The sequence below is a fragment of the Mucilaginibacter celer genome (genome assembly GCF_003576455.2).
Lineage (GTDB): Bacteria > Bacteroidota > Bacteroidia > Sphingobacteriales > Sphingobacteriaceae > Mucilaginibacter > Mucilaginibacter celer.
Genome location: NZ_CP032869.1, coordinates 5,177,137 through 5,203,489 on the forward strand (window position 1 = coordinate 5,177,137; position 26,353 = coordinate 5,203,489).

The following is a 26,353-nucleotide window of genomic DNA, read 5'->3' on the forward strand; positions in this document are numbered from 1 at the left end:
TCAACGTAATCAAATAAATCAATGGTCAAATCATGGTTCAGACCAATCAACGGTCAGCCGGCAAATGCTGCCTCACCGTTCGCCTGTGTACCACCGTTTTTACTTTTTTTGTTTTGGATTTTTTACGTTTACCCAGCCAGATAATGAAACCCGTTATTGGCAGGCTGGCGCAAATTAAACTGGCCAAAAAAGCGATGATCTTACCGGGTAATCCTAAAATCTGCCCTACGTGAATATCGTAGTTCATGTTATTCATCTTCATGCCGGGACTTTTCTGTTCATGAGCCGTACGGTTAAGCAATTTGCCGCTGTACTTATCAAATGTGTAGCTATCGCTTTTATAATAATGTAAAGCTTTTGCGTAGGCGGTTACACCTACGGCGCCGGCTTTAGCTTCATCATCATAAATCAAAAACATTTCGGCATTTGGCGAACCTGCCCTGGCTGCTAAATATGCTTTGTTGATGATTTGAGTAGTGTCGACCTTTCCTTTCAGTAATGAATCGGATTTAAATACAGCCTTTTCTTCGGGATGGGCCTTACCCAGGTTGGCAGTAGCATAAATGCCTTCACGTACCCAATCAAAAGCAATAGATAAACCTGTTATGGCTAAAATTATAGCCACGCTGGTTGCATAAAAGCCCAATACATTGTGCAAATCGTAATTAACCCTGCGCCAGCGGCCGCCCCATTTAATGGTGAGGCTGCGTTTGCGGTCGGTTTTGCGTTTGGGCCACCATAGTACAATGCCGGTTATCATCAGCACAACAAAAATAATTACCGAGACGCCTACTACCATGCCGCCTATATTGGCCGGCAGCAACAGGTACAGGTGAATATACTCAACAATAATAAAAAAATTTGAAGTGGGGCTTTCAGTATGGGTGATTTTACCGGTATAGGGGTTTTGATAAACATATAACAAACCCTCCTTTTTATCATTCACCAACACACCTGCCGGGCGACCAATGCCGTAATAATAAATATAGCTGGCTGTTGCACCCTTGCGGCCTTTCAACGCTTCGGTTTTAAGTATAGATGGCGCTATGTAAGGTTTATTCTGTACTTCCACCTTACGATAATCATGTATTGCATCCTGAATTTCATCCTGAAAACAAAAAATACAACCGGTGATGCTCACAATAAATACCACCAGCCCGGAGATAAATCCGAGCCAGCGATGTATAAACAATATGGTTTTCTTAAAAGGCGTCATGCATTAAAACCGGTAAGCAATACTTAAACGATAGTTACGTGGCGCATCGGCCTGCCAGTAGTAGGCGCTCAGGTATGAGTAATACGAACCGCTGTAAGTGTATTTATTCAGCACGTTAAATACGTTACCTGCAATACGCATTTTTGAGCCTTCCCAAAATAAGCCGCCATCCATTTTAAAATAGTTTGGCAATTTTTCAAGGCCAACGCTCCAGGTATCAGTCTGGCGGCCGCCATAGTAAGTGCCGCCTAATGATACGCCGGTACCTTTAAGTGTGCCGCTGTTTAATTTATAGCTTAACCAGGCGTTGGCAACATGTTTTACATAACCCGGCACCACATCGCCTACTTTAATGGTGTTGGTTGGAGAAGCAGCCAGATCAGGATTTACTTTACTCACCTTCGAATCGGTGTAAGCATAGTTTGCAGTTAAGTTGAAACCGGGTGCAATTTCGCCGCGGAGGTCAAACTCTAAGCCTTGTGATCTTTTCTGGCCAAATATGATGCTTAAACCCGAGTTAGGAGCGGCATTGGGGTCGGCAGTTAGTTCGTTGTTTTTTAAGATGCGGTATACCGAAAGCGTGGTGTTCCATTTGCCGCCGGCCCAGTCACGTTTAATACCAAATTCGGTGTTGGTACCCGTTAATGGCTGCAATTTACCAACCGAAACTTTGCCTGCCTGTGGTAAAAATGTTTGGTCGCGTAAGCCGTAAACCGAAGTCTGGTCATCGATAGATACGCTTAAACCTATACGCGGACTAAAATGTTTAGCCTGTTCGGGTGTATTAAAATCGGCCATTTGCACATAAGTATAACGGCCTGCCAGTGTCAGCCTTACTTTGTTATCAAAAAAGCCAAGCTCATCCTGTAAGTATATGCTTGAATAACGTGTATTGATTAAACCAAAACCGGCAGCTGCACGTGCTTCAAGGTTTAACGAACGATCAAACTTAGGATAGCCGTTTGATGGGTTATTAAGCGTTGGTACGCCTTCCTGGTAAGGATTAAAAGGTCTTGAACCGGTATCAAGTGATGCTGTTTGAGCATAATCGGCAACATATTTTTTATCGCCTAAATCAACACCGGCCAAAATATTGTGTACAACACTGCCTGTATTAACTTTGCCATTTAAAAATACCTGGGCTAATGACATGGTGCTTTTTGCTTCCCAGATGCCGGCATTACGGTAATAAGAACCATCGGTATTTACCGAATCGGCCCACATAGAGGTACCCAATTGCGAATAATTGTAACGGGCAGCCTGCGCGGTAAGCTTCCAGTTATCACTTAACTGATGCGTAAGATTCAGGGTAAAACTGTGATCGTTGATATTGGTTGGAGGCAAGCCTGCAGGCAACTGGGTAAAGTTTTGCGGCAGCACACCATAGCCTTTCGGGCTGAATACGTAATACGAGCCAACATCAGACATGTGGGCGCGTTGGTAAACGTACTCGGCAGTCAGTTTGGTTTTATCATCAATCTGGTACGAAACTACTGGTGCTATAACATAACGATCATTAAACTCATTGGCACGGAACGAGTTTTTGTTTTGTGCAGATAGATCCAAACGATACAGGAATTTTCCATCCTTACTTAATTTTCCATCCAGATCGAGCGTTGCACGGTTTAAGTTAAAGCTGCCGGTGGTAAAGCTGATCTCGCCTTTGGTTTCGCCGGTAGGCTTTTTGGTAACCACGTTGTATAAACCGCTTGGGTCGCCGTTGCTCAATAGAAAACCTGCAGGGCCTTTTACAAATTCGATATGATCTACAAAACTCATATCCTCGGTAAGCGGTCCCCAGTACGAGCTAACTACGTTAAAACCGTTTCTGAAAGCCTGGATCTGCGAACCGCGCATGGTGATATTGGTATACAAATCGCCCCAGTGCTCCAGGCGTACAGCGCCGCTCACGTTGCGGATCAAACCATCGCTCATGCTGATCACCTGTTGATCGGCCAATACCTTTGAGGTAACTACCTGAACATTTTGTGCTACCTGCAATAAAGGTTCATTAAGCCTTAAGCTTGCCGATGGGGCATCAATTTTATATTTCTGTTTACGGCCCGATATTAAAACTTCGCCAAGCTGGTTGGCGTTTTCGCGCAGCATAAAGTTTACCACAACACGCTGCCCCTCGGCCACCTCAACTGTTTTTTCTTCAGAAGCCAGGCCAACAAAGCTTACTTTAATGGTATAACTACCGGGTTTTACTTTATTAAAGGTAAACCGGCCGCTTTCGTTAGTAACGGTGCCCGCGTTTATGCCGTCGCCTTTAATACCAACAGTTACACCGGGCACGGTTTGGCCATCGGCGGTTGTAATGGTACCTGTAATAGTGCCGGGTTTAACTTCGCCCGTTGCAGACTTTATATTGAAGAGTGTAAAAACTACCAGAAATAACAGGGAGAGCAGTTTGTGAAATGTGTGTAGGGGTTGATTCATTTTATTTAGACTAAATATAAATAATGCCGCAAAAGTAGTCACACAAGTGTTATAATGCAAATTATTTATAATAAATCTAAATAAGCTAAGACTTACATCTGATTAACAATGAATTACGACGTTTATAATTATTAGTAAAAAAGTTCAAGGTATGTTACGACGGGGATGAGATTATCGCCGATGATACAGTAATATCCTAAATGGGCATACCGTCGGCCCAACTACCCGAAAAATTCGAATAGTTGATACTTTAAATAGATAAGAATAAATCAGGTTCTGAATGAATTGGCAAATTCAGTTATTTCCAAAACGGAAACAACTCAGATAATTATGTTTATTATAATTTTTTTCTACCAAGGTTTTAAAGAGGTTATTTATATATCCATCACCTCTTTCTTCTTCTTACTCTTCATCCGCTTAGGCACAAACTCCAGAATCTCGTTCTTCAAAGCTTCAATCATCCGGCGTTTTAAAAAGTTACGCTGTATTACAATACTTACCTCACGGGCGGGCTCGGGTGAGCGGAAGTGACGTACTTTATCCAGTTGTTTTTCGGTAAGTTCGGAGAGGGCAAGTTCGGGCAGGATGGTGGCACCGTTGTTTTGATCAACCATACGCTTAAGGGTTTCAACGCTGCCTGTATTATATTCAAAATGCTGAAAGCCGCGGGTTGATTTGCGGCGCTGGCAAATGTTCAATACCTGCTCGCGCATGCAGTGGCCCTCGTTCAAAATCCAGATCTCTTCCATATCAATATCATCCGGAATGATGTTTTTCTTTTTAGAGAGCTTACTGTTTTTAGATACATAAGCCACAAAGTTTTCATAAAACACCGGGATCTCGGTAAGGCTGGCCTCATGCAGCGGGGTGGAGAGGATACCGCAATCAAGCATACCCAATTTTAACTGCTGGATAATCTCTTCGGTAGTTTGTTCCCATACCACCAGTTTTACCTGCGGATATTTTTCAATAAAACCATGGATGATTTTTGGCAGTATATAAGGTGCAACGGTTGGGATAATGCCTACACGTAACTCGCCGGAAAGCTCCTTTTGCCTGTCGGTGATGATCTCCTTGATCTTTTCACTTTCAGATAGCATGATGCGGGCCTGGTTAATAATTTCGATGCCTATCTCGGTGGGTACAACGGGCTGTTTGCTGCGGTCGAAGATTTTTACGCCCAGGTTATCTTCCAGTTTTTGTACCTGCATGCTCAGCGTTGGCTGGGTAACAAAACACTTATCGGCAGCGGCCACAAAACTGCGGTAGGTATCAACCGCCACAATATACTCCAGTTGTGTAATAGTCATGTAATATAGATAAATACTATGCTAAGATAACAAATATTGATTTTTTCTATTGAGATTTTTTAGTCAAGTTTGAGTCATCAAAACTTATACTATGGAAAACAAAAGGAAGCTTACCACCGCTTCGGGCAGGCCTTATGTAGAAAATGAAAACTCGATGACTGCCGGTCCGCGCGGCCCGATATTATTACAGGATTATATCCTGCACGAAAAAATGGCTCACTTTAACCGCGAACGTATTCCTGAGCGTGTAGTTCATGCCAAGGGTTCGGGCGCTTATGGTACATTTACGGTTACGAACGATATCAGCCAGTATACCCGCGCTAAAGTGTTCAATACCATAGGTAAGCAAACCAAATTGTTCCTGCGTTTCTCTACCGTGGGCGGCGAAAAAGGTTCGGCCGATACCGAGCGTGATCCCCGCGGCTTTGCCATTAAATTTTATACCGAAGACGGTAACTGGGATCTGGTTGGCAACAACACCCCGGTTTTCTTTATAAAAGATCCTAAAAAATTCGGCGATTTTATCCACACCCAAAAGCGCGACCCGTATACCAACTGCAAAAGTGCCACCATGATGTGGGATTTCTGGTCGCTGAACCCCGAAAGCCTGCACCAGGTAACTATTTTAATGAGCGACCGCGGCACACCTTATGGTTACCGCCACATGGATGGTTTTGGCAGCCATACGTTTTCGTTCATCAATGCTAAAAACGAGCGGTTTTGGGTTAAATTTCACTTTAAAACGCAGCAGGGTATCAAAAACTTCACAAATGATGAAGCTGCCGATATGCGCGGCAAAGCACCTGATTTTGCACAGCACGATCTGCTAACAGCGATTGATAACGGCGATTTCCCCAAATGGACTTTAAAAATACAGGTAATGCCCGAAGCTGATGCCAAAACATACCACATCAATCCATTTGATTTAACCAAAGTGTGGCCCCATGCTGATTATCCGTTGATCGACGTTGGTGTATTGGAATTAAATGAAAATCCCGATAACTACTTTGCCCATGTTGAGCAGGCGGCTTTTGCCCCGGCACATGTTGTGGATGGTGTAGGCTACTCGCCCGATAAAATGCTGCAGGGCCGCATACTTTCGTACCCCGATGCACACCGCTACCGCCTGGGTGGTAATTATGAACAGATCCCGGTGAATAAATGCCCCTACCTGGTAAGCAACTACCAGCGCGACGGCCAGATGACCGTAAACGGCAACGGCGGCTCAAATCCAAACTATTTCCCTAATAGCTTTGATGATATTGCGGTAGATCAAAGTTATAAAGAACCTGCCTGGGATTTTGGCAGTCCGGTTGGCGATTGGTATGACCGTAATGCCGAAGGCGAAAATGATCATTACACCCAACCCGGCGATTTATACCGGCTGATGGATAGCCAGGCCAAACAAAACCTGGTTAACAATGTGGTTGGCTCGATGAAAGGTATTGAGGGGTCTAAGAAGGAGTTGATCATTAACCGCCAGCTCTGCCACTGGTTTAGGGCCGACATTAATTTAGGTATGGCCATTGCCAAAGGCTTACAGCTTGATTTGGCCGAAACGATGAAGCAAATGCCACAGAACATTTAATCCCCTATAATATTTAATGAACAAACGGCTGCTTTAACGGGCGGCCGTTGTGTTTTATGGGTAGCCAACATACGGATAACATACCTAACATAATTATAACAAAAAAGCGGCAGAACCATCGGGTCCTGCCGCTTTCAATATCAGCTTAAAATAAAATTAAGCAGTTGCTTTAGCATAAAGCTCGGCAACGTGGTTCCAGTTAATTACATTCCAGATGGCTGCTAAATAATCCGGGCGACGGTTTTGGTATTTCAGGTAGTAAGCATGCTCCCAAACGTCGATACCTAAAATCGGGGTACCTTTTACTTCGGCAATATCCATCAATGGGTTGTCCTGGTTAGGGGTTGAAGTTACAGCAAGTTTTTTATCAGCAGTAACAATTAACCATGCCCAACCCGAACCGAAACGGGTTGCACCGGCTTCAGATACTTTGGTTTTAAAATCGGCGAATGAACCGAAAGTGCTTTTAATAGCATCGGCCAAAGCACCTGTAGGCTCGCCACCACCGTTTGGTGATAACAAAGTCCAGAATAAAGTATGGTTGTAATGACCACCACCATTGTTACGTACAGCAGCAGGGAATTTTGAGATATTTTTAATGATATCATCAATGTTGCTGTCGGCCTCAGGTTTACCTTCCAAAGCTTTGTTTAAGTTGGTAACATAAGCCAGGTGGTGTTTGCCGTGGTGAATTTCCATGGTCAGTTTATCAATGTGCGGTTCCAGAGCATCGGTAGCGTAGGATAACGCCGGTAGTGTAAATGCCATAATTTTAAGTTATTAATTTTAAAGTTTAACGTTTGTTGTGACGTAACAAATATAAGCGTTGAGGGATGGATTTGTTCTAAATAATTGTCATGTTTTTGATCAGGATTTTTCAGAATTTTAGAATTAGCAGAATACTTATCATCAGCCCAACACAAATTCTGTAAATTCTAAAATCCTGAAAATTCTGATTCAGACAACTACCCTACTTCTTCCTCTTCCCTTTAAAAAAATCCTTCACCAGCTGGCTGCATTCGGCTTCGCGGATGCCGCCGGTGATGATGGTTTTGGGGTGGGTTATTTTTTGGTTGATGCGGCCAAAGCCCAGTTTATTATCATAAGCCCCAAAAACAATTTTGCTTACCTGGAACCAGTATGACGCGCCCGCGCACATTACGCATGGCTCCATGGTAACATACAGTGTGCAGCCCTGCAGGTATTTGCCGCCCATCAGGTTGGCGGCGGCGGTAAGGGCCTGCATTTCGGCATGGGCCGATACATCGTTCAACCGTTCGGTAAGGTTATGGCCTTTGCCAATGATGCGGCCGTTGTAAACCACTATAGCCCCGATGGGGATCTCGTCTTCCTCTAAAGCGTAGCGGGCTTCTTTTAGCGCCTCGCCCATAAAATATTCATCGGGCGATATGGCTGGCTCGTCCTCAAAACTGATGTATCTCATTTAAATAAGTTTGCTGCCGTTTGGCACGGGTTTTTCTACAGCGGTTAATACAATATCACCATTTTCATCGGCAAAGCCGGTAACCAAAAACTCCGACATAAAATTGGCAATCTGCTTTTTAGGAAAATTGGTTACACCCACTATCTGCCTGCCAACCAACTGATCTTTAGTATAATGCTTAGTGATTTGCGCGCTCGACCAGCGGATACCGTGCTCGCCAAAATCAACCCTTACTTTAAAGGCGGGTTTGCGGGCTTCGGGAAAATCAATGGCTTCGAGGACGGTGCCTACCCTAAGTTCCACTTTTTCAAAATCATGCCAGGTGATGGTTTCCATGGTGGCAAAGGTAAAAAAAAGAGTATCAAGCCAGCCTTTATCCAGCAGAGAGGGGCTAAAAAATAAAGTCTCTCCTACCGGTGAAGAGTAAAGAGGGCTTAATTATATTTTATTGCATCGGCACGAATGGAAACATGTTCACCGTTGCCAGCAACCTGTAATATAATAATTCCATCTGCGCCGACCTTTTTTGCTTTTGTTGATAATGCATCTTTGGCCTCAATCGAGTCACTGGTGTAATCGGTAATTAAGTGGCCTATAACTTTGTAGTCTTTCTTTACGTCTTTTGCATCATAAAATACATCTATTTTTTCGGTGGCAGGATAATTATCACCGAGGTAGCTGGTTGTAACACATGAACTAAAGAAAAAAGTCAACAAAATAATAAGACTGCGTAGTTTTAGGTTTTTCATATTCGATTTTGGATAGTGTTTAGCTATTTAGAGTTAAATGCTTAAACTTGGTTTAACGATATAAGGTAACAAGTTTGTTAGTTTAAAATCCTTTCTTCCTCGTAATCCCCGGCTTCCGGCTTTTTCGCTCTGCCGGTTCAGCAACGCCTTCGGCACCATAGCTGCGGGCCATTTTGGCTATGCGTTCTTCCAGGGTTTCGGTAGTAAGTTTTTCACGCCCAAGGCTATCCACCATTATCGGGAATGCAAAAGGCGTAGGTCTTTCAATCACTTTTAAAATAATGTTTTGCGATTGAATGCGCTGCAGCGCGGCCCTCAGCCTAAACTCTTCCAGTTGAAAAGCAAGTGCTTCATTGTACGCCTGGCGGATCAGTAAATTATCCGGCTCGTACTCGCTGAAAACCTCGAATAATAAAGATGTTGAGGCCTGTAAGTGTTTGTTTTTAATCTGCTGTCCGGGATAACCAGTAAATACCAATCCGCCGATGTGGGCTATATCCCTAAACTTTCGCCGGGCCATTTCATTGGCGTTTAAACTGTGCTGAATATCATCTATCAGGTTATCAAGCGAGAAAAAGGCCGAATCCTCCAGGGCTTCCTCAATAGGAATATCCTCATCAGTAAGCAGTTCAAATCCGTAATCGTTCATGGCGATAGAAAAACTGGCCGGTTTTATCTTGCTGATGCGATAGGCCAGCAGCGATGCCATACCCTCGTGTACCAATCTTCCCTCAAAAGGATAAAATAAGAGGTGGTGTCCTTCTTTTGATTTGAATGATTCGATCAAAAATTCGTGACTTTGTGGCAGGTGCGATAGTTTTTGTTGCAGATCAAAAAGCGGCTTGAGGGCTTTTACCTCCACATCCCGCTCAAGGCCATGCGCTACCTCATCCAGTTTTAGCCTGAATACTGCGGCCAGTTGTGATGATAAAGGCATCCGCCCGCCATTCCAACTGGGGATAATACCTTTGGTCGAGTTTGATTTTTTAACATAAGCCGTCATCTCCTTTACTCTTACAAACTCCAGGCTGCGGCCGGCAAACCAGAATGTATTACCGGGCTTCAATTTGGATACAAACGACTCTTCGATAGTACCTAAACTGCCGCCGCTGAGCCATTTTACACGGATACTTAACTCGCTGGTGATAGTACCGATGCTTAAACGATGCCGCATGGCTACCCGCCTGCTGTTCACTTTGTAAAGGCCATTCTCAACCTCAACCTTTAAAAATTCATCGTACTGGGCCAGGGTTTTGCCCCCGGTTGTGATAAAATCAAGCAGTTGGCCAAATTCACTCCTGCTCAAATCAGCAAATGCATAGGTTGTTTTTATCTCACTAAATAATTCTTCGGCCTTAAAGCCATCAGATACCGCCAGTGTAACCATGTACTGGATCAGCACATCCATAGCCAGCAGCAAGGGGTCGCGGCTTTCAAATATTTTGGCTTTAATGGCCTCTTTCAGCGCCGCCCCCTCCAATAACTCGAGCGAGTGGGTAGGCACAAAATAGGCTAACGAAGTTGCTCCCGGATGGTGCCCGCTTCTGCCCGCCCGCTGCATAAAACGGGCAACGCCTTTGGGGCTCCCCACTTGCACCACGGTATCAACGGGCCGAAAATCCACCCCCAGGTCCAAACTCGATGTACATACCACCAGCTTCAGCGCCTCGGCATGCAGTGCGGCTTCCACCCAGTTGCGCAGCTCATTATCCAACGAGCCGTGATGCATGGCCATAATGCCGGCATACTCAGGGTAGTTATCCAAAATAGCGTGATACCAGATTTCAGATTGTGAGCGGGTATTAGTAAAAATGAGCGTTGTTTTACTTTTGGCAACAATTTCCATCACCTCCGGCAGCAGCTTTAAACCGATATGCCCGGCCCACGAATAGTTTTCGATATTTTGAGGGATGATGGAACGGATATCCAGCTTTTTCTCCAGGTTGGCCCGCACCATCCTGATCTGCTCTTTCGGAAAATCATTACCTAACAGCACCTCAGCCGCTTGTTCAAGATTGCCGATGGTAGCGCTGATGCCCCAGATTTTAAGTGGGAAGTCGTGAGACTTAAGTTCTAAGTCTTTTGACTTTTGATTTAAGACTTCCGACTTAGAACCTAAGACTTTTAACTTAGACAAACCCAATTCCACCTGTACGCCGCGTTTGGTTCCCAGCAACTCGTGCCACTCATCAATCACCACCACTTGCAGTTGGCTAAACAATTTGGGATATTCTTTCTGGGCCAGCATCAGGTGCAGGCTTTCGGGTGTGGTAAGCAATACCTCGGGAAGCTTTTTTTTGAGGGCAGATTTTTCGGCTGCCGATGTATCGCCGGTGCGTGTCATTATCCGCCAGGGCAGGCCCATCTCATTGCAGGCCTCCTGCATGGCCTTGCGGATATCGTTGGTTAAGGCACGAAGCGGTGTTATCCAAAGCATCAGCAAGCCGTTGTTTTGCTGTGTTTTAAAAGTATCAGGATGTTGGTTAATAAAACCCGCCAGAAAAGGCAAAAACAGGGCAAACGTTTTACCGCTGCCGGTTGGCGCATTCAGCAAACCCGAATAACCATTCAGATAAGCATCCATCATTTCGGCCTGGAAAGGGAACTGTTCCCAGTTTTTTTCCCGGTACCATTGTTGTATTACCTGTTGGCCTTTACTTGTCATCATTCGTTTAACAAAAAAATCGGGGTTTGGTTATAGCTTACCTTAGCCCGCCAACAAATTAACTATTAAATTGGTTATGCTTATATGATGATAAAAAATTGCATGGTAATAGCCGCTGTAGCCATATGTTTGCTGGCCTGCGGCAATAATAAAAAACAAACATCGCTGGCCGATACCAATAAAACGGTTAAAGATACCTCGGGACAGCACCTTGGGGACAGGAATGACACCACAGTGCATCATACCATGGCCTCGGATACCGGCAGTACTTCATCGCCCGATTGGCTGATAACACCGGGTAAAGGTATCGGTCATATTGTACTGGATGAAGATGTTAATAATGTAATGAAACAACTGGGTAAACCCGATAGTTCGGACGCGGCGATGGGAAGCTCGCTTTTAGTTTGGTTTGCCGGGCATAATCCATCCGGCAACCGTACTGTAGTTTTCGCTCATCATAATATGGGTGGTAAGGATGAAACTGTAAGCCACGTACGCAAAGTGCTGGTAACATCACCCAAATTTAAAACTGCTGATGGCCTGGGCGTTGGCTCGGCCGAAGGTGCGATCAGGAAAGTTTATACCTTGAAAGCATCAGGCAGCTACACCAACAAAAGCGGTAAGGTGCAGGTTTATACCGATCTGGCTAAGGGCATCTCTTTCGAAATTGACGGCGGGGGGAATTGCGTTGGCGTAGTTGTACACAAGGTAACCGATACTGCAGCAGCATATTTGAATATGCATTAAGATTTTTAAAGGGCATAATTTGCCCTTTAATTTTTAAATTTAGCCATGGCTACGGATATGCACATATTTATGCTTTTTATGCAAAATACTTTGTTACCACTACCCGGTATCACACAAAAAAAGTGTTTTGATGATGAGGCTTTTTATGTAAATGGTAAGATCATAGCTAATGTGAAAGAAAAAGACGAATTGCTGGCCTTACATACCTCCAAGCGTGAAAAATGGATGGCGCTTGATCCGCATACCTACTTTATCACGCCTCATTATCAAAACTACAAATACATGTTAGTGCGATTAGAAACTGCCTCGCCCGATGATGTGAAACAATTACTTATTACTGCTTATTTGGCGAGGGCTACTAAAAAGCTGATTAAGGAGTATGAGGCGATGAGTTTGTAAAAGTTTTCATCTATCGCTGGCGCACGCGTGTCGCGTGTGCCTAAACAGATAGGACATCTTTATAACTATGTTTTACGATGAATTAGCATGCGGGGCACACGCGGCATGCGTGCGCCAACTATCAGAACGGGACTTCCCTAATCTCCACCCATCAGTTTAAACACCATCCCATCCATATCCTCTGTAATCCTGATCTGGCAGGCCAGGCGGCTGCTGGGCTCAACATAGGGTAAAGTATCCAATACGTCCAGCTCGGCATCAGTTGGCGTAAAATATTGTTCGGGGCCTTCAATAACCTGTACATGGCAGGTAGCACAAAGGGCCATACCGCCGCAGGTAGCCAGGATCTCGTATTCAGAAGCTTTTAGCACTTCCATCAGGCTCAGGTTAATACCTTCCGGGATTTCTACCGGCATCCTGCCGCCATCGCGGTCAATTATAGTAAGGTTAATCATGGCTAAAAGGCGCTAACACCATAAACGGTGGTATATTTAAAACTCAGTTTTTGCTCGGGGAATACATATTTAAAGGCACTCTGTGCCATCAAGGCCGCTTCGTGAAAACCGCAAAGTATCAGCTTTAATTTACCGGGATAGGTATTGATATCGCCAATGGCATAAATACGCTCAATATTAGTGCTGTAATCAACGGTGTTTACTGCTATGGCTGATCTGTCGATATTCAATCCCCACTCAGCAATAGGTCCCAACTTAGGACTGAGACCAAAAAGCGGGATCAGGTGATCGGCCTCGATATGGCTCACCTGGTTGTTTCGGTCGAGCAGCGTAATTTCCTGCAAACTATCATCACCAGTTAGTGCAACCACGTTCGATTTCAGGATCAGGTCAATCTTACCCTCCTTAGCCAGATCAAAAACTTTCCCTGCACTATCCGGTGCTCCGCGGAAGGTATCGCCCCTATGAACCAGCGTTACCCTTTCGGCTACGTTGCTCAAAAAAACTGCCCAATCCAAAGCCGAATCGCCGCCGCCGGCCAGTACCACTTTTTTACCACGGAAATGCTCTGGATTTTTCACCATGTAGGCTACGCCCTTGCCTTCAAAATCGGCAAGGCGGTCAATTTCGGGTTTGCGGGGTTCAAAGCAGCCTAAGCCACCGGCAATCACAACTACCTGGCAGTGCACGCTGGTGCCGTCGTCTGTTTTAATATCGTATGATCCATCTTCGCGCCTGTTAAGGGTTTCCACACGTTCGCCCAAACTAAACGTTGGGTTAAATGGCGCAATCTGCAGCATCAGGTTATCAATTAACTGCTGCGCGGTAATATCCGGATAGCCCGGGATATCGTAAATGGGTTTATGCGGATAAATTTCGGAAAGTTGCCCGCCAACCTGCGGCAGTACATCAATTAAATGGCAGCGCATTTTTAACAGCCCGGCTTCAAAAACAGCAAATAAACCAACAGGGCCCGCCCCTATAATGCAAATATCAGTAGTGATTTGTTCCATTGTGTGATCGCCTTTTATTCAGCAATCAAATTTCCCCTTAAAACTACTGGTTATCAAATGATATAAAGTAATACTTGATTACTTTAAGTTATAATTAGCCAGGCAAAAACGTTTAAATAACTCAATCAGTTTGCTGTGTTTGCCATGCAGCTGGATAAACTGAAAAGTGCGAAAAATCTCCAATCCCTTAATATCGATAATGCTGAGCTCGTTGTATTTTAATTCGCTTACTACTGACTGGATAGAGAGGAAAGTTGCCGTTTCTGAATACAAAAGGTACTGTTTGATGGCGATACTGCTCTCGAGCTGAATTTCGATATTGAGATCTTTAGGACTGATCTGCACCCCGGCCAGGGCATTAAAAATCACATCTAAAGTACCCGAACCTGCCTCGCGCAAAACCAGCGGAATAGCGGGTAATTGTTTGGGTGTGATCTCGGCCTTTTTGGATAACTTATTGTTTGCCGCGGTAACCAGCACAATCTCATCCTTCGCAAAATCGGTATAAGCGAGTTGCGCCGAGTGAGCGGCCCCCTCAACAATGGCAATATCAATTTTTTCGGCCAGCACCATATGCGAGATCTGATCGGTATTGGCCTGTATAAAGTTGAAGGTTACTTTAGGATATGTTTTTTTAAACAAAGCCAGCAACTTGGGTAAAATGGTTTGGGCTACCGTGGTGCTTGCGCCTATATGCAGGGTACCGGCTTCCAGATCATTTAATTGAGCCAGTTCGTTTTCGAGATCGGTGTAAGTTTGAAAAATCTTTTCGGCATATTTTTCTAATACTTTGCCGGCTGATGTAAGTGCAATATTGTTGCCGTTGCGTTTAAAAAGCTGCTGGCTTAGCTGCTTTTCCAGCTCTTTAATATGCTTGGTAACGGCAGGCTGGGTAATAAACAATTCCGAAGCGGCTTTGGTAAAGCTTAACCGCTGGGCAACCGTGTAAAAAACCTTCAGCCTGAAATCGAATATCATGGAGGCAATTTAGGAATTCTTAATCCAGACTTACGAAGTTTTTGAAACTTCGTAAGCCTGAACATCATGGCACTATGTTAGTTAGCCGCCAATTGCGGATCGGAATTTTTGCGTTTTAATATTAGTGCTGCAATCAATGCAATTACAAGCCCAACCGGCAGTATCTCGACGTAGGTAAGCAGGATAACCCCAACCGGACTTTTGTACATTTCTGCATAAGGAGCCATTTCGGCAGCCTTTTGTTTAAGTTCGGCATCTGTTGCACCATGAGCTTTAGCATCATTTAGCACATGCGCCACATACTTGTTCATAAAATCGGGGAAGAAATTATAAAACTCAATGAGCCAAACCAATACATAAATAGTTGATGTAATAGCTACAATAGAAAGCCCAATACCAAGCGCCTTGCCAAAGCTGATTACGCCACCATTATACTTATCTCGGTAGTTTTTGATGGCTACAAATATCAAGGAGAAGGCCAGCACCATCGAGCCGTAACCGACCCACATATTGCCCTGAAAATTGGGATTGTTATAACACAAGGCTCCCGAGATACATCCGGTTGCCGCAATGATCAAACCCGAGATTGATCCAAAAACAAGTACATTTTTTTTCATATTGTTTTATGTTTTGATGGAACAAATTTGGAGTGCAGGCTTGAAACTGGGCTCATACTTTAGGATGATTTTGAAAATACCGGCCCGAATAATGCTAAAGGGTGATGTTTTCAGGGGATGATACAAAGCCGTTTAGCCATCTCAACCGCCTGCGTTCGGCGCTTTACCTCCATTTTTTCAAATACTTTTGCCGAATGTGTTTTGATAGTATTTAAAGATACAAACAAGCGCTCAGAAATTTCCTGGTTGCTCAATCCCTCGGCCATCAGCTGCAAAACCTCCAGCTCGCGTTTGCTTAGCCCAAGCTTATCAAGTTCGGTTTGGTTAATGGTAAATTCAGGACCGTTGTTAATATAAACAGGTTTTTCAACCACTACAGTTTTAGGTTTGGTGAGCTTTAACGCCAGCCAGATGCCGAGCGCGGTAAAGAATACAGCTATGGCCCCCATATAAGCCTCATAGGCATGGTTTACAATAATGAGTTTTAACTCCAGCCATTTCAGCAAAAACAATAGCAAAGCCAATGTTACCCCGTAAAGGATAGTAAGCCTATGTTTTGCCAGCGGGTTTGAAGTCATTAATGATGATCAGCTATTTGAATTAAAATTAGAATATTTTGCGCAAAGCCCGAAAAGCTGCAAAACAAAAAAGCGGGAAACATCCCGCTTTTAAACTTTTAATACAGCATCAGATCAATCCCCCAATCCTAAAAATCAAGGTTTACTGCGCAGCCTTCTTCACCGCATCCTTCTTAGCCTTTTTCTCAGCCTTCATAGCGGCATATTCTTTTTTCTGCTCGGGAGTTAACACTTTATCCAACCTATCCTGTGCCAGTTTTTTAATCTTCTGATCGGCAGCGTGGCTGGTTCTTTTATCCTGTTTTAGTTTTTTAAGGCTGTCGATGCTGGTAGCCTGTGCTAATAAAATAGCGTTTACTTTTTTAGTTTGGTCGGCAGTTAGTTTCAGGTGTTTTTCGAGATGTTCGGTTTTATTGCCTGCCTTTTGGGCCGGGGTTTTCTCAACTTTTTTTTGCGCGCTGGCTGCGAAGCTTAGGCCGCCTGCAAGGGCCATTATCATCAGTAATTTTTTCATCCGTTTTGTTTTGTGTAGATAACTAAATGTATTGACAATATACCGTAGTTTTGGTTTAACAGGTTAAAAATTTGGTGCCATTTTACATTTAAATTAAACCAAAGCGATTTTTTAGCGTCATACCATTACCAAAACAAATTAATAGTTAAAAATATACCCGGATACTATGAAAAAGGCTGTTAAATACTGGTGTGGTGTTGGATTGTTGTTGTGTGTGTTTACCGTGTTTACTGCCTTTTTGCCGGGCTATCCCAATCCGGGAGCGCTGAAATTCCCCTACAAACAAGCCGGTTTAACCCCGCAACAGGCAGCGGCCCATTTGCTTAGCCGATTTACCTACGGTGCCACGCCCGGCCAGGTGGACGAGGTTGTAAAACAAGGCCCCGAAAAATGGTTTTCCCAACAACTGGACGCGCAAATACCCGATGATTCCCTCAATCAGCTATTGGATAAATACGAAGCACTTAAACTAAGCAATACCGAAATTGCAGCCCAATACCCTAAAAACGCGCAGGTGTTACGCATGGCTGTAAAAGATGGTGTGGTAAACCGCGATTCGGTAAAAACAGATAGGAAGGCTTACCGCGAGCAATTGCAAAATTACATGCAACAAAACGGCCTCAAGCCTGAGCAGGACCTGCTGCGCCAGTTCATCAACCAAAAAATATTAAGAGCAGCTTACAGCAATAATCAGTTACAGGAGGTGATGACCAGCTTTTGGTTCAACCATTTTAATGTATCGGTAGTTAAAAATGATTGCGCCCAGTTTATCCCCGATTACGAGCGCGATGTGATCAGGCCGAACGCTTTGGGTAAGTTTAATGACTTGTTATTGGCCACGGCCAAATCTCCCGCCATGTTGTATTACCTGGATAATTTTAACAGTGCGGGTAATAATACGGATAAACCGCAAGTACAAAAACGCAGGCAGTTACTGCAGCAAATGCAAAGCGATACCGGGCGCATGGCCAATATGCCCAAACTGAAAGCTAAAAAAGCGCAGGGCCTTAATGAAAACTATGCCCGCGAAGTAATGGAGTTGCACACCCTTGGCGTTGACGGCGGTTATACCCAGCAGGATGTAACCCAGGCTGCCAAAGTACTTACCGGCTGGACGGTTTACCCCATGGGCAACTATGGCCAGGCAGGCCAAAAGCTGATGGAACGTATTGGTGACGATAACCTGCAAAGCCGTGGCTTTGTACACGAAGGCGACTTTCTGTTTAACCCTAACCGGCATGATACCGGCGAGAAAACAGTTTTAGGCCATCAGTTTGCTGCAGACGGTGGATATGAGGAGGGTGTAACTTTATTAAACATGCTTGCGCATCAGCAGGCTACTGCAAAATTTATCTCTAAAAAAATAGCGGTACGTTTTGTGAACGATACTCCGCCGCAAACGCTTATTGATAAAATGGCCCGCACTTTTATGGATAAGGACGGCGATATAAAACAGGTGCTGATCACGATGGTGAACTCGCCCGAGTTTTGGAGTGCTGCCGCTGTGCGCGAGAAAACTAAATCGCCCTTCGAGCTGGCTATCGGTTCTGTGCGGGCGCTGCATGCCGATGTTAACCAGCCTTACCAGTTGTTTAACTGGATTAATAAAATGGGCGAAAAAATGTACTACTACCAGGCCCCGACCGGTTTCCCCGATCGTGGCCAATACTGGATCAATACGGGCGCGCTGCTTAACCGCATGAACTTTGGCCTGGCCCTGGCCTCGGGAAGGATTCCCGGTGTAAAGATTGATCTTGCCGCACTCAATAACCATCACGAACCAGAAAGCGCGCAGGCCGCGCTTAATACATACAGCAAACTGATTATGCCCGGGCGACCGCTTGATGAAACCATCAAACGCCTTACCCCAATGCTTAACGACCCTAAACTGATGGAAAAAGTTGACGAAGCCAGCGCCAAAACTCCTGCTGCAACCATGGCACCGGCAACCGGAAACGACGAAATGATGGACAGGCAAGCAGGCTTAAAAGGCAAACGGAAAAATAATTTTACAGCAATGCAAACCACCGCGGGCAATAACTCCATGCTGGCGCAGGTGGTGGGTGTTATTATTGGTTCGCCCGAATATCAGCGGCGTTAATTGCAGGAGGATAACAAAATGGTATCAAGAAGAGGATTTTTGAAATCGGGCGGATTGGCCCTGTTGGGTGTAGGATTAATGGGCGGCATCCCCGGCTTTTTAGCCGAGGCTGCTGCAAGCGAAAAAATTATATCGCCCTATAAAAAGAAAAAAACGCTGGTATGCATTTTTCAGCGTGGTGCTATGGACGGCCTGATGGCTGTTACGCCTTTTACCGATGAATATTTAAAAACCGCAAGGCCTAACCTGTTTATGTCGGCGGCTAAAAGCGGCGGTGGTAATCCGCTTATTGACTTGGACGGCCGCTTTGGTTTGCACCCGGCCATGAAAGCTTTCGAACCGATGTTCCGCGAAAAACGGCTGGGCATTGTGCACGGCATAGGCTCGCCAAACAACACCCGCTCGCATTTTGATGCGCAGGATTATATGGAATCGGGCACGCCATTTAACAAAGGTACCGCAAGCGGTTGGTTGAACCGGGCAGTTGGCTTGCTGGGGCATGATGCGCTTACGCCATTTACGGCGGTGAGCCTTACATCGGCCATGCCGAGGTCTTTTTATGGCGATAACCCCTCGGTATCTATCAGCAACCTGCAGGATTTTGCCATCCAAATGCGCGGTAATCCTACAGGAGCCAATATGGCGGCCAAAAGTTTTGAAGATCTGTACGATCAAACTGCATCTGGCCTGCTGAAACAAACCGGAAAGGAAAGTTTTGAAGCTGTAAAAATGCTTCAGAAAACAGATATCAAAAATTACAGCCCGGCTAACGGCGCCGTTTACCCCAACTCGGCGCTGGGTAATTCATTAAAGCAAATTGCCCAACTCATTAAGATGGATGTAGGCCTGGAAGTAGCCTTCGCCGAATCTAACGGCTGGGATACCCACTTTAACCAGGGCACCGAAAACGGCGTTTTCGCCCGCAATGTAGCCGACCTCAGCAACAGCATTATGGCCCTCTGGACCGACCTCGGCACCTACCAGGACGATGTTACCGTAATGACCATGACCGAATTTGGCCGTACCGTACACCAAAACGGCACCGGCGGCACCGACCATGGCCGGGCATCGTGCAATTTTATTTTAGGCAATGATGTTGGCGGCGGTTTAGTTTACGGCAATGTAAAACCCCTCGCCATCGAAAACCTTGAGGATGGCCGCGACATGGCTGTTACTACTGATTTCAGGAGTGTATTCAGCTCGGTGGCGGATAGGCACCTTGGTATTAATAATGATCATGTATTATTCCCGGATTGGAAAGGTGAGCGTGTTAATGTGATGAGGGGGTAAAAACATTGAGGCGGAGGGAAGAACCTGAGCTTAAAAGTGTTTTTTTATATTTGTATATTTGATATCATCATAAAATTCAGGAAAATGACAACATTAACTATTCAAATTCCGGATGGCGAAAGTTCTGTAATCGCAACCATTGCAGACCTTGTAAAGAATGCAGGAGGCGAAATCAATATTGACATAGATGATGAAAATCTTAGTCAGCAGGAGTTTGACGCTTTGCAGGAAGGCTTAAAGGAGGCTATTTTGATTAAAAAAGGGATAGTAAAGGGTATACCCGCATCTCAATTGTGGAATGACTAATACCGTATTAGTTTCAAAAGCATTTCAGCGGGATGCCAAGCACTTACTTAAAAAGTTTCCTACTCTTAAAATTTCAATTAATCAGTTAATCGCTGATTTAATTAAGAACCCTTATTTGGGTGTTGCTTACGGATCTGATATTTATAAAATACGTTTGGCTGATTCCAGCAAGAGAACAGGCAAAAGCGGAGGTTTCAGAATCCTGTATTTCCATCTGATAAAAACAGAAGACGGAATTCAGATATTACTGATGACGATTTTTGACAAGTCGGAAAAATCAACCATACCTAAAGCGGAAGCCATTAAAAGATTAAAGCAGATACTTGACGAAGAGCAATAACTTCAAATCTTTTTTAACTTTCTTCCGATCGCGTTACACTGCGCTAAATTTCGGCCAGTAAGTAGCTATTGTACCGCTTTTTTTCAACGTGTTCAAAAAAATAAATCCGCCCGTTTTCAATCTTATCTAAAAAAATCAGGCTCCTGAAGTTTCCGTTAATCGTCACACTAAAAGTATCCGTATCAATAACAGCTAACTTAAAGCCATTACCTAAAAACCGTTTCACAAAAACAGGCACATAGATCAATTGCTTTTGAATAAGTAACGGCCCGCCAAAAAGTTGATTCGGTATAAAATGGCCATCAATAGACAGTTCACCAATTACAGGCCCGCCTTGTGATATTTCATGACAATTGTGGTAAACAATTTTTTTGTTGTTTACCAACAGATCAACATTGAAATCACCGGGCGTTTGAAAATTATCGATCATAGATTATTGTCCTTTTAAAATATAACAAATATTGTTATTGCTAAAGAAAAACGACGCAGAATTAAAGCGAGTGATTAGTTTTGGGACGAGATGCCACGGTAACTAAACTTCAACCAGAATCCAAAATAACATCCGTTTTGCAATCAACTCCATCCTCCATATTGATACTCATCGACGAAAATCTGAACCAATTTGTATAACAGCTGTTTATACTTTGTATCTAAATTTGTTTAAACCGCTATCCGCCATGAAAAAACTGATCTGCCTGCTATGCTTCCTTGTGTCTTATTTCGTAACATCGGCACAACAAATAAAAGGCACCTACGCTATAAAAAACCAGCAAACGGGTATGCTGTTACGGGTTAAGGATGCCCGCCCAGAAAACGGCACCCCGCTGGTAGCCTACTATCCCGAAAACTGGAAATGCATGACCTGGGATTTTCAACAGGTTGAAGGCAATACCTATAAGCTTAAAAACCTGTTCACAGGCAAAACATTTCAACCTTTGGCCGAAGCTAATATTGGTGTAGCTTTAGAAGAAGAGCCTCTTAATGCCGATAATGTGAATCAGCAATATGAATTTGAGCCAATAGATAAAGACAGTTTCATGATTAAGCTGAAAGGCACCGATCTGTACCTTACCCCATCCGATAAAAAAGGCAGAGTGAACTCAAAGATCATCCTTGCTAAAAAAACCAATACTAAAGATCAGTACTGGGATATCTATCAGCAATCACCTACCATGTAATTAAATTTCCTGTTTATGAAGTTAAAACCGGTTTATGTTGTGGTAATGTTGTTTGGTATGGGGATGATAAGCGCCTTTATCAGCAATAAACAAATAAAAGCTACCGACACCCCGGTTGGTTTTAAAACAGATACCCTGGTAACCAATGTTATTGTGCCCTGGCAAATCACTTTTTTGCCCGATGGCACCATGCTGTTTACTGAGCGTGCAGGCAGGGTGCGGATTTACCGGAACAACAAGCTTTTACCCAAACCTGCACTTACAGTTAGCGATATCACCCTCGATAAAAAAACCGGTTTGCTGGGTATGTGTCTGCATCCGGCTTTCGCGCAAAACAAGTGGATTTATATTGCCGGTAACTATACCGATAATAACCGCATCAGGGTACGCGTGGCCCGCTACGAATTCAGGAATGATTCACTGGTCAATCCGCTCACCATCATTAAAGATATTCCCGGCAATCAGAACCATACCGGCTGCAGGCTGCTGTTCGGGCCGGATAAAAAGCTGTACATCACAACCGGCGATGCCGATCAGCCCATCCTTGCTCAGGACCTGAAAGCGCTTAATGGCAAAATTTTAAGGGTTAATGACGACGGAACAATCCCCGCCGATAACCCCTTTGCCCGAAATGACACTGCCCGCAAAGAGATCTGGACTTACGGCCACCGTAACCCGCAGGGCCTGGCGTTTGAGCCCGGCACGGGCGTGTTGTTTGATACCGAACACGGCCCTACCGGCGGCGATGAAGTTAACATCATAAAACCGGGGCAAAACTATGGCTGGCCGGTAATTCATCACCAGGATACCCGCGAAGGTATGATCACTCCCCTGCTGGAATATACGCCATCCATCGGCCCCTCGGAGGCTGTGTTTTACAAGGGCAGTGCTTTCCCCGAATTAAAGGGGAATTTGCTGGTAGCCTGTTTGCGGGGAGAATCCATCCTGCGGATAACGTTGAATAATGATAAACCTGTAAGCCAGGAAGTATTGCTTAAAAAACAATACGGCCGCATCCGCTCGCTGGTGGTTGGGCCCGATGGTTACCTGTATATCTCCACCTCGCATTATGATCCGCCCGAAGGCAAAGGCGAACCGCCTTATGATATGATCCTGAGGCTAAGGCCATCTAATGAAACCGTAAAGCAACGTGTGCAAAGTATCGCTATCAATAAAAAAAGCGCTGCCAAAAAGCAAACGCCGGCTGTTATGTTTCAGCAATTATGTGCCTCATGCCATGGCGATCATTTACAAGGTACCGAAAAAACTAAAAGTTTGCTTGGTCGTAATTTTAGCCACGGCGTCAGCAAAGCGGCAATCATTAACAATATTAACAATGGCATCATTGCCAAAGGCATGCCCTCATGGCGCGGTGCTATCAGCGAAAAGGATATCGTTAAAATTGCCGACTATGTGTGGACAGTATCTAAAAAGAAACCATAAAACAACGGTAACACCAAAACACAATTGCTGCTAAAGAACAACAACAAAGGCATCCCGTTACCGAAATGCCTTTGCTCATATTGTTAGTTGCTTCTATTTCTTTTCGGGCATTAAAATCAGCTTAATTAAATTTTTACCGCTCAGGTATTTGTTGGCAGCATCTTTAGTGCTTTGCGGAGTTATTTGTTCCAGGTTGCTTACGTGGCTCAAAATCTGGTCGGGGTTTTCACCGTTCTGAGCAGATGAGGCAAGGTAGCCGGCCCAAAAAGCATTTTGTTTTAATTGCTGCTGGGTTCCGCGGGCTTCTTCGGCTACAAATTTCTGGATATCGGCCGGGAGGGCGCCGTTCAGTTTAATCTTGCCAATCTCGTCCATGGTAGCGGCAACCAACTTATCCACATTTTCAGGAGCGCAACCAAAAGAGATGGTGAAAGTGTAGCGCGAGCTCGGAATTTTATGATAGCTTGCCCTTACACCCGGCGCGTACACACCGCTTTCCTGTTCGCGCAGGCGTTCAATCAGTTTAATATTTAGTACTTCTTCCAGGGCATCAATCTGGATGTTATTCGCTTCGGCATAATCAAAATCGCCGCTAAACACCATTTGCACGGTGCTTTTTTCGCCAACGCCTTTGTTTACCGTTTTGGTGATGATGCCCGGAGGCGGCTGGATGTTGAGATTTTTATAGGTTTCCTTGCTGTTGGTTGATGGCAGGCCGCCTAAATAATGCTCGATGTAGGGTTTAATGGCATCAACCGTAAAATTACCCACAAAAGTAAAGGTAAAGCCGCTGGCATCGCCAAAGCGTTTTTTATAAAAACTGTAGGCCTTATCAAGTGTTGCGGCATTCAGCCTTGGCAGGGTGGTAACCATTGCCCTGAAGTTGTAATTATTTAACACCGCCGATACCGTATCCTGGTAAACACTGCCCGGATCAAGCCCGCGGTTGGCAAGCACGGCACGGGTTTGCTCCATATTGGCATCCCAAATGTCCTGATCTTTACGGGGCTGGGTAAAATAAAGATAGATGAGCTGCATCGCTGTCTCAAAATCGGCAGGCGAAGCGTTGGCCGAAATTCCCTGCACCGATTCGCCAATGTATGGCGAAACATTCAGGTCTTTACCTGCCAGCTTTTTATCAAGCATGCCCTGGTTAAACTGGGCAATGCCGCTACCCGCAATGATAGGCGCGGCAAGATTGGCCGAAGTAAATTCATCATCACTGGCCAGCGATGTACCGCCGAAAGCATAGCCACTTATCAGGATCTGGTCGTTACGGTATTCGGTTGGCTTTAAAATAGCTTTAACGCCGTTGGCCAGGGTAAGTGTGGTTGTACCTAAATTTTCGTCGGTATCCTGTTTCATGGTTTTGCTGCCTTCGGGAATTTTGTCCAACAGCGGGTCTGACGAAACATTATCAACATAAGCGGTAACATTCTGGCCGCCGGTAGTTATCCAGTTCAGTAAGGTTTTTTCATCAGGTAAAGAAGCTTTATCTTTATCGGGGGCCTGTAATATCACTGCCCGGTTTTGGTCGCTTATAAATTTGCCGGCCATGGCATTCATATCAGCCAGGCTTACTTTATAAATATTACCGATGTAAAAATTGTATTCAAAATCGATACCCGGAATAGCTTCGCCTGTTAAAAAGTTAGCCTGGTATTCGCGCACAAAACGCACCGATGGGGTTTTGTCCTTTTCGCGGTAGGCATTGCCTATGCCCACCAAAGCGTCCTGCTTGGCACGTTCCAGTTCGGTTAGGGTAAAGCCAAATTTGCGTGCACGTTCTGATTCGGCCACTACGGCTTTAACCGCTTTTTCAAGTTCGCCGGGTTTGGCCACTACCAATGAGGTGTAAGCATCCTGATCGCCAATAAAATTGCCGTAGCTGGTGCGGCCATATAAAAACGGCGGATTAGGTTTTTGCAGCAATTCATTTAAGCGGGCGTTAAGCATCTGGTTAAACAATTGCACGCGCACCTGCTGCATATAATCGCCGGTGGTTTTGGTTACCGTGCCCGGGTGGCGTACCACAATCTGGGCTATGGTGTATGGATATTCGGGATCGGTAACAATTTTTACCGCAGTTCCCGGCGTAGCGGGTACCGTGTATTTGGTACGCGGCTTTTCTGCAGCGGGGTTTTTAAGCGGAGAAAAATTTTGTTTGATGAGTGCCTCAACACGTTTCGGATCAAAATCGCCAACGGCAATTACAGCCTGCAAATCCGGGCGGTACCAATCCTGGTAAAAGGCTTTGATGGTTTCAGGTTTAAAATTTTTCAGGATATCTTCTTTACCTATAGGCAAACGAAGTGCATATCTTGAGTTATTAAGCAGCGTAGGCAGCGTTTGCTGCTGCATCCGCTCCTGGGCGTTTTTGCCGCGCAGGCGTTCTTCTTCCAATACCACACCACGTTCCTTATCAATTTCGGCGGGGTCAAAGCTTACATAACCGGCCCAGTTGGCCAGGATATTGAAACCTTTTTCAAATACGGCAACGGTATCAGTTGGTAAGGGCAGCTGGTATACGGTTTCGTTAAATGAAGTATAGGCATTTAAGTCGGCTCCAAATTTTACGCCTGATTTTTGCAGGTAATCAACCATTTGGTTTTTAGGAAAATCGCGGGTACCGTTAAAGGCCATGTGCTCGGTAAAGTGAGCCAGACCCTGCTGGTCGTCGTTCTCTAAAACCGAACCGGCTTTGTTAACCAGGTAAAGCTCGGCGCGTTTTGCGGGCTCGGCGTTGGCACGGATATAATAAGTTAAACCGTTGGGCAGCTTGCCGATAATTACATTTTGATCTACCGGTAAAACATCACTTTTAGGCGCAATACCAATCGTGCCCGGTTTATTTTTAGGAGATGGAACGGGTTTCTTTTTTACTTGCGCGAAAGCGCTTCCGGCCGAAAGGGTTAAAGCCAGCAAGGCTAACGGAACGTACTTGTTCAGGTTCATTATAAAGTTTAAATAGTCAGGGTAC

Annotated in this window: 25 protein-coding genes; 9 read left to right on the plus strand and 16 right to left on the minus strand. The window is 44.8% G+C overall.

Features of this window, described 5'->3' with window-relative positions; all coding sequences use genetic code 11:
• Window positions 1–46: 46 nt before the first annotated feature.
• The 3 genes from HYN43_RS21285 to HYN43_RS21295 all read right to left on the minus strand — a co-directional run bounded on the left by HYN43_RS21285 (window position 47) and on the right by HYN43_RS21295 (window position 4,968).
• Window positions 47–1,216, minus strand: coding sequence for a PepSY-associated TM helix domain-containing protein (locus tag HYN43_RS21285; RefSeq protein ID WP_119405959.1), 1,170 nt, complete (start codon window positions 1,214–1,216; stop codon window positions 47–49).
• A 3-nt stretch (window positions 1,217–1,219) separates the two neighbouring features.
• A complete protein-coding gene (locus HYN43_RS21290; RefSeq protein WP_119405960.1) occupies window positions 1,220–3,658 on the minus strand; it encodes a TonB-dependent receptor in 2,439 nt (812 codons plus the stop codon).
• A 374-nt stretch (window positions 3,659–4,032) separates the two neighbouring features.
• Complete coding sequence (locus HYN43_RS21295; protein ID WP_119405961.1) at window positions 4,033–4,968, minus strand: hydrogen peroxide-inducible genes activator; 936 nt, start codon at window positions 4,966–4,968, stop codon at window positions 4,033–4,035.
• A gap of 91 nt (window positions 4,969–5,059) precedes the next feature.
• Here HYN43_RS21295 and HYN43_RS21300 point away from each other — a divergent pair, with 91 nt between their 5' ends.
• Complete coding sequence (locus HYN43_RS21300; protein WP_119405962.1) at window positions 5,060–6,556, plus strand: catalase; 1,497 nt, start codon at window positions 5,060–5,062, stop codon at window positions 6,554–6,556.
• A gap of 156 nt (window positions 6,557–6,712) precedes the next feature.
• On the opposite strand, the gene HYN43_RS21305 is transcribed toward HYN43_RS21300, so the two are convergent.
• The 5 genes from HYN43_RS21305 to HYN43_RS21325 all read right to left on the minus strand — a co-directional run bounded on the left by HYN43_RS21305 (window position 6,713) and on the right by HYN43_RS21325 (window position 11,417).
• Entirely contained in the window at window positions 6,713–7,324 is a 612-nt protein-coding gene (locus tag HYN43_RS21305; protein ID WP_119405963.1) for a superoxide dismutase, read from the minus strand.
• A 202-nt stretch (window positions 7,325–7,526) separates the two neighbouring features.
• Entirely contained in the window at window positions 7,527–8,000 is a 474-nt protein-coding gene (locus HYN43_RS21310) for a nucleoside deaminase (protein WP_205589800.1), read from the minus strand.
• Window positions 8,001–8,336 carry a tRNA-binding protein gene (locus tag HYN43_RS21315; protein WP_119405964.1) on the minus strand — a complete coding sequence of 112 codons (336 nt, stop codon included), beginning with the start codon at window positions 8,334–8,336 and terminating at the stop codon, window positions 8,001–8,003.
• A gap of 98 nt (window positions 8,337–8,434) precedes the next feature.
• Window positions 8,435–8,749 carry a hypothetical protein gene (locus tag HYN43_RS21320; protein ID WP_119405965.1) on the minus strand — a complete coding sequence of 105 codons (315 nt, stop codon included), beginning with the start codon at window positions 8,747–8,749 and terminating at the stop codon, window positions 8,435–8,437.
• 82 nt (window positions 8,750–8,831) lie between these two features.
• Window positions 8,832–11,417, minus strand: coding sequence for a ligase-associated DNA damage response DEXH box helicase (locus tag HYN43_RS21325; protein WP_119405966.1), 2,586 nt, complete (start codon window positions 11,415–11,417; stop codon window positions 8,832–8,834).
• A gap of 81 nt (window positions 11,418–11,498) precedes the next feature.
• Here HYN43_RS21325 and HYN43_RS21330 point away from each other — a divergent pair, with 81 nt between their 5' ends.
• Together HYN43_RS21330 and HYN43_RS21335 are read left to right on the plus strand one after the other, a co-directional pair.
• A complete protein-coding gene (locus tag HYN43_RS21330) occupies window positions 11,499–12,161 on the plus strand; it encodes a hypothetical protein (RefSeq protein WP_119405967.1) in 663 nt (220 codons plus the stop codon).
• A 45-nt stretch (window positions 12,162–12,206) separates the two neighbouring features.
• On the plus strand, window positions 12,207–12,560 hold the full coding sequence (locus HYN43_RS21335; RefSeq protein ID WP_119405968.1) for a hypothetical protein: 354 nt from the start codon (window positions 12,207–12,209) through the stop codon (window positions 12,558–12,560).
• A gap of 137 nt (window positions 12,561–12,697) precedes the next feature.
• Here HYN43_RS21335 and HYN43_RS21340 read toward each other — a convergent pair whose 3' ends face one another.
• The 6 genes from HYN43_RS21340 to HYN43_RS21365 all read right to left on the minus strand — a co-directional run bounded on the left by HYN43_RS21340 (window position 12,698) and on the right by HYN43_RS21365 (window position 16,715).
• Window positions 12,698–13,015, minus strand: coding sequence for a 2Fe-2S iron-sulfur cluster-binding protein (locus tag HYN43_RS21340; protein ID WP_119405969.1), 318 nt, complete (start codon window positions 13,013–13,015; stop codon window positions 12,698–12,700).
• Window positions 13,016–13,017: 2 nt separating this feature from the next.
• The gene (locus HYN43_RS21345) at window positions 13,018–14,028 is read right to left on the minus strand and encodes an NAD(P)/FAD-dependent oxidoreductase (protein WP_119405970.1); all 1,011 of its coding nucleotides are present in this window, start codon (window positions 14,026–14,028) and stop codon (window positions 13,018–13,020) included.
• 78 nt (window positions 14,029–14,106) lie between these two features.
• Window positions 14,107–15,006: a LysR family transcriptional regulator gene (locus tag HYN43_RS21350; protein WP_245446975.1), complete on the minus strand. Its 900-nt coding sequence runs from the start codon at window positions 15,004–15,006 to the stop codon at window positions 14,107–14,109.
• Window positions 15,007–15,083: 77 nt separating this feature from the next.
• Window positions 15,084–15,623, minus strand: coding sequence for a DUF4199 domain-containing protein (locus HYN43_RS21355; RefSeq protein WP_119405971.1), 540 nt, complete (start codon window positions 15,621–15,623; stop codon window positions 15,084–15,086).
• Between the two features lie 110 nt (window positions 15,624–15,733).
• Window positions 15,734–16,201 (minus strand): response regulator transcription factor, encoded by a 468-nt coding sequence (locus HYN43_RS21360; RefSeq protein ID WP_119405972.1) that lies wholly within the window; start codon window positions 16,199–16,201, stop codon window positions 15,734–15,736.
• A gap of 142 nt (window positions 16,202–16,343) precedes the next feature.
• On the minus strand, window positions 16,344–16,715 hold the full coding sequence (locus HYN43_RS21365; RefSeq protein ID WP_119405973.1) for a hypothetical protein: 372 nt from the start codon (window positions 16,713–16,715) through the stop codon (window positions 16,344–16,346).
• 166 nt (window positions 16,716–16,881) lie between these two features.
• Between HYN43_RS21365 and HYN43_RS21370 the strand changes: the two genes are divergently transcribed.
• The 4 genes from HYN43_RS21370 (at window position 16,882) to HYN43_RS21385 (ending at window position 20,752) form a co-directional block, all read left to right on the plus strand.
• The gene (locus tag HYN43_RS21370; protein WP_119405974.1) at window positions 16,882–18,816 is read left to right on the plus strand and encodes a DUF1800 domain-containing protein; all 1,935 of its coding nucleotides are present in this window, start codon (window positions 16,882–16,884) and stop codon (window positions 18,814–18,816) included.
• Between the two features lie 18 nt (window positions 18,817–18,834).
• On the plus strand, window positions 18,835–20,106 hold the full coding sequence (locus tag HYN43_RS21375) for a DUF1501 domain-containing protein (RefSeq protein WP_119409063.1): 1,272 nt from the start codon (window positions 18,835–18,837) through the stop codon (window positions 20,104–20,106).
• Window positions 20,107–20,190: 84 nt separating this feature from the next.
• Complete coding sequence (locus tag HYN43_RS21380; RefSeq protein WP_119405975.1) at window positions 20,191–20,412, plus strand: hypothetical protein; 222 nt, start codon at window positions 20,191–20,193, stop codon at window positions 20,410–20,412.
• Window positions 20,405–20,752 carry an addiction module toxin RelE gene (locus tag HYN43_RS21385; RefSeq protein WP_119405976.1) on the plus strand — a complete coding sequence of 116 codons (348 nt, stop codon included), beginning with the start codon at window positions 20,405–20,407 and terminating at the stop codon, window positions 20,750–20,752. The genes HYN43_RS21380 and HYN43_RS21385 overlap by 8 nt, the downstream gene beginning before the upstream one ends.
• 43 nt (window positions 20,753–20,795) lie before the next feature.
• On the opposite strand, the gene HYN43_RS21390 is transcribed toward HYN43_RS21385, so the two are convergent.
• On the minus strand, window positions 20,796–21,182 hold the full coding sequence (locus HYN43_RS21390; protein WP_119405977.1) for a hypothetical protein: 387 nt from the start codon (window positions 21,180–21,182) through the stop codon (window positions 20,796–20,798).
• Between the two features lie 247 nt (window positions 21,183–21,429).
• On the opposite strand from HYN43_RS21390, the gene HYN43_RS21395 reads away from it, so the two are divergent.
• Entirely contained in the window at window positions 21,430–21,930 is a 501-nt protein-coding gene (locus HYN43_RS21395) for an RICIN domain-containing protein (RefSeq protein ID WP_119405978.1), read from the plus strand.
• A 15-nt stretch (window positions 21,931–21,945) separates the two neighbouring features.
• On the plus strand, window positions 21,946–23,373 hold the full coding sequence (locus tag HYN43_RS21400; protein ID WP_119405979.1) for a PQQ-dependent sugar dehydrogenase: 1,428 nt from the start codon (window positions 21,946–21,948) through the stop codon (window positions 23,371–23,373).
• Between the two features lie 93 nt (window positions 23,374–23,466).
• On the opposite strand, the gene HYN43_RS21405 is transcribed toward HYN43_RS21400, so the two are convergent.
• Window positions 23,467–26,328 carry a M16 family metallopeptidase gene (locus HYN43_RS21405; protein ID WP_119405980.1) on the minus strand — a complete coding sequence of 954 codons (2,862 nt, stop codon included), beginning with the start codon at window positions 26,326–26,328 and terminating at the stop codon, window positions 23,467–23,469.
• Window positions 26,329–26,353: the final 25 nt, after the last annotated feature.

Excerpts from the sequence above, each read along its gene's own strand:
- HYN43_RS21310 (WP_205589800.1), bottom strand. The coding sequence starts at position 8,000 with ATGAGATACATCAGTTTTGAGGACGAGCCAGCCATATCGCCCGATGAA.
- HYN43_RS21365 (WP_119405973.1), bottom strand. The coding sequence starts at position 16,715 with ATGAAAAAATTACTGATGATAATGGCCCTTGCAGGCGGCCTAAGCTTC.
- HYN43_RS21370 (WP_119405974.1), top strand. The coding sequence starts at position 16,882 with ATGAAAAAGGCTGTTAAATACTGGTGTGGTGTTGGATTGTTGTTGTGT.
- HYN43_RS21350 (WP_245446975.1), bottom strand. The coding sequence starts at position 15,006 with ATGATATTCGATTTCAGGCTGAAGGTTTTTTACACGGTTGCCCAGCGG.
- HYN43_RS21340 (WP_119405969.1), bottom strand. The coding sequence starts at position 13,015 with ATGATTAACCTTACTATAATTGACCGCGATGGCGGCAGGATGCCGGTA.
- HYN43_RS21395 (WP_119405978.1), top strand. The coding sequence starts at position 21,430 with ATGAAAAAACTGATCTGCCTGCTATGCTTCCTTGTGTCTTATTTCGTA.
- HYN43_RS21325 (WP_119405966.1), bottom strand. The coding sequence starts at position 11,417 with ATGATGACAAGTAAAGGCCAACAGGTAATACAACAATGGTACCGGGAA.
- HYN43_RS21390 (WP_119405977.1), bottom strand. The coding sequence starts at position 21,182 with ATGATCGATAATTTTCAAACGCCCGGTGATTTCAATGTTGATCTGTTG.
- HYN43_RS21355 (WP_119405971.1), bottom strand. The coding sequence starts at position 15,623 with ATGAAAAAAAATGTACTTGTTTTTGGATCAATCTCGGGTTTGATCATT.
- HYN43_RS21285 (WP_119405959.1), bottom strand. The coding sequence starts at position 1,216 with ATGACGCCTTTTAAGAAAACCATATTGTTTATACATCGCTGGCTCGGA.
- HYN43_RS21320 (WP_119405965.1), bottom strand. The coding sequence starts at position 8,749 with ATGAAAAACCTAAAACTACGCAGTCTTATTATTTTGTTGACTTTTTTC.
- HYN43_RS21305 (WP_119405963.1), bottom strand. The coding sequence starts at position 7,324 with ATGGCATTTACACTACCGGCGTTATCCTACGCTACCGATGCTCTGGAA.
- HYN43_RS21375 (WP_119409063.1), top strand. The coding sequence starts at position 18,835 with ATGGTATCAAGAAGAGGATTTTTGAAATCGGGCGGATTGGCCCTGTTG.
- HYN43_RS21300 (WP_119405962.1), top strand. The coding sequence starts at position 5,060 with ATGGAAAACAAAAGGAAGCTTACCACCGCTTCGGGCAGGCCTTATGTA.
- HYN43_RS21385 (WP_119405976.1), top strand. The coding sequence starts at position 20,405 with ATGACTAATACCGTATTAGTTTCAAAAGCATTTCAGCGGGATGCCAAG.
- HYN43_RS21295 (WP_119405961.1), bottom strand. The coding sequence starts at position 4,968 with ATGACTATTACACAACTGGAGTATATTGTGGCGGTTGATACCTACCGC.
- HYN43_RS21290 (WP_119405960.1), bottom strand. The coding sequence starts at position 3,658 with ATGAATCAACCCCTACACACATTTCACAAACTGCTCTCCCTGTTATTT.
- HYN43_RS21335 (WP_119405968.1), top strand. The coding sequence starts at position 12,207 with ATGGCTACGGATATGCACATATTTATGCTTTTTATGCAAAATACTTTG.
- HYN43_RS21405 (WP_119405980.1), bottom strand. The coding sequence starts at position 26,328 with ATGAACCTGAACAAGTACGTTCCGTTAGCCTTGCTGGCTTTAACCCTT.
- HYN43_RS21400 (WP_119405979.1), top strand. The coding sequence starts at position 21,946 with ATGAAGTTAAAACCGGTTTATGTTGTGGTAATGTTGTTTGGTATGGGG.
- HYN43_RS21330 (WP_119405967.1), top strand. The coding sequence starts at position 11,499 with ATGATGATAAAAAATTGCATGGTAATAGCCGCTGTAGCCATATGTTTG.
- HYN43_RS21360 (WP_119405972.1), bottom strand. The coding sequence starts at position 16,201 with ATGACTTCAAACCCGCTGGCAAAACATAGGCTTACTATCCTTTACGGG.
- HYN43_RS21380 (WP_119405975.1), top strand. The coding sequence starts at position 20,191 with ATGACAACATTAACTATTCAAATTCCGGATGGCGAAAGTTCTGTAATC.
- HYN43_RS21315 (WP_119405964.1), bottom strand. The coding sequence starts at position 8,336 with ATGGAAACCATCACCTGGCATGATTTTGAAAAAGTGGAACTTAGGGTA.
- HYN43_RS21345 (WP_119405970.1), bottom strand. The coding sequence starts at position 14,028 with ATGGAACAAATCACTACTGATATTTGCATTATAGGGGCGGGCCCTGTT.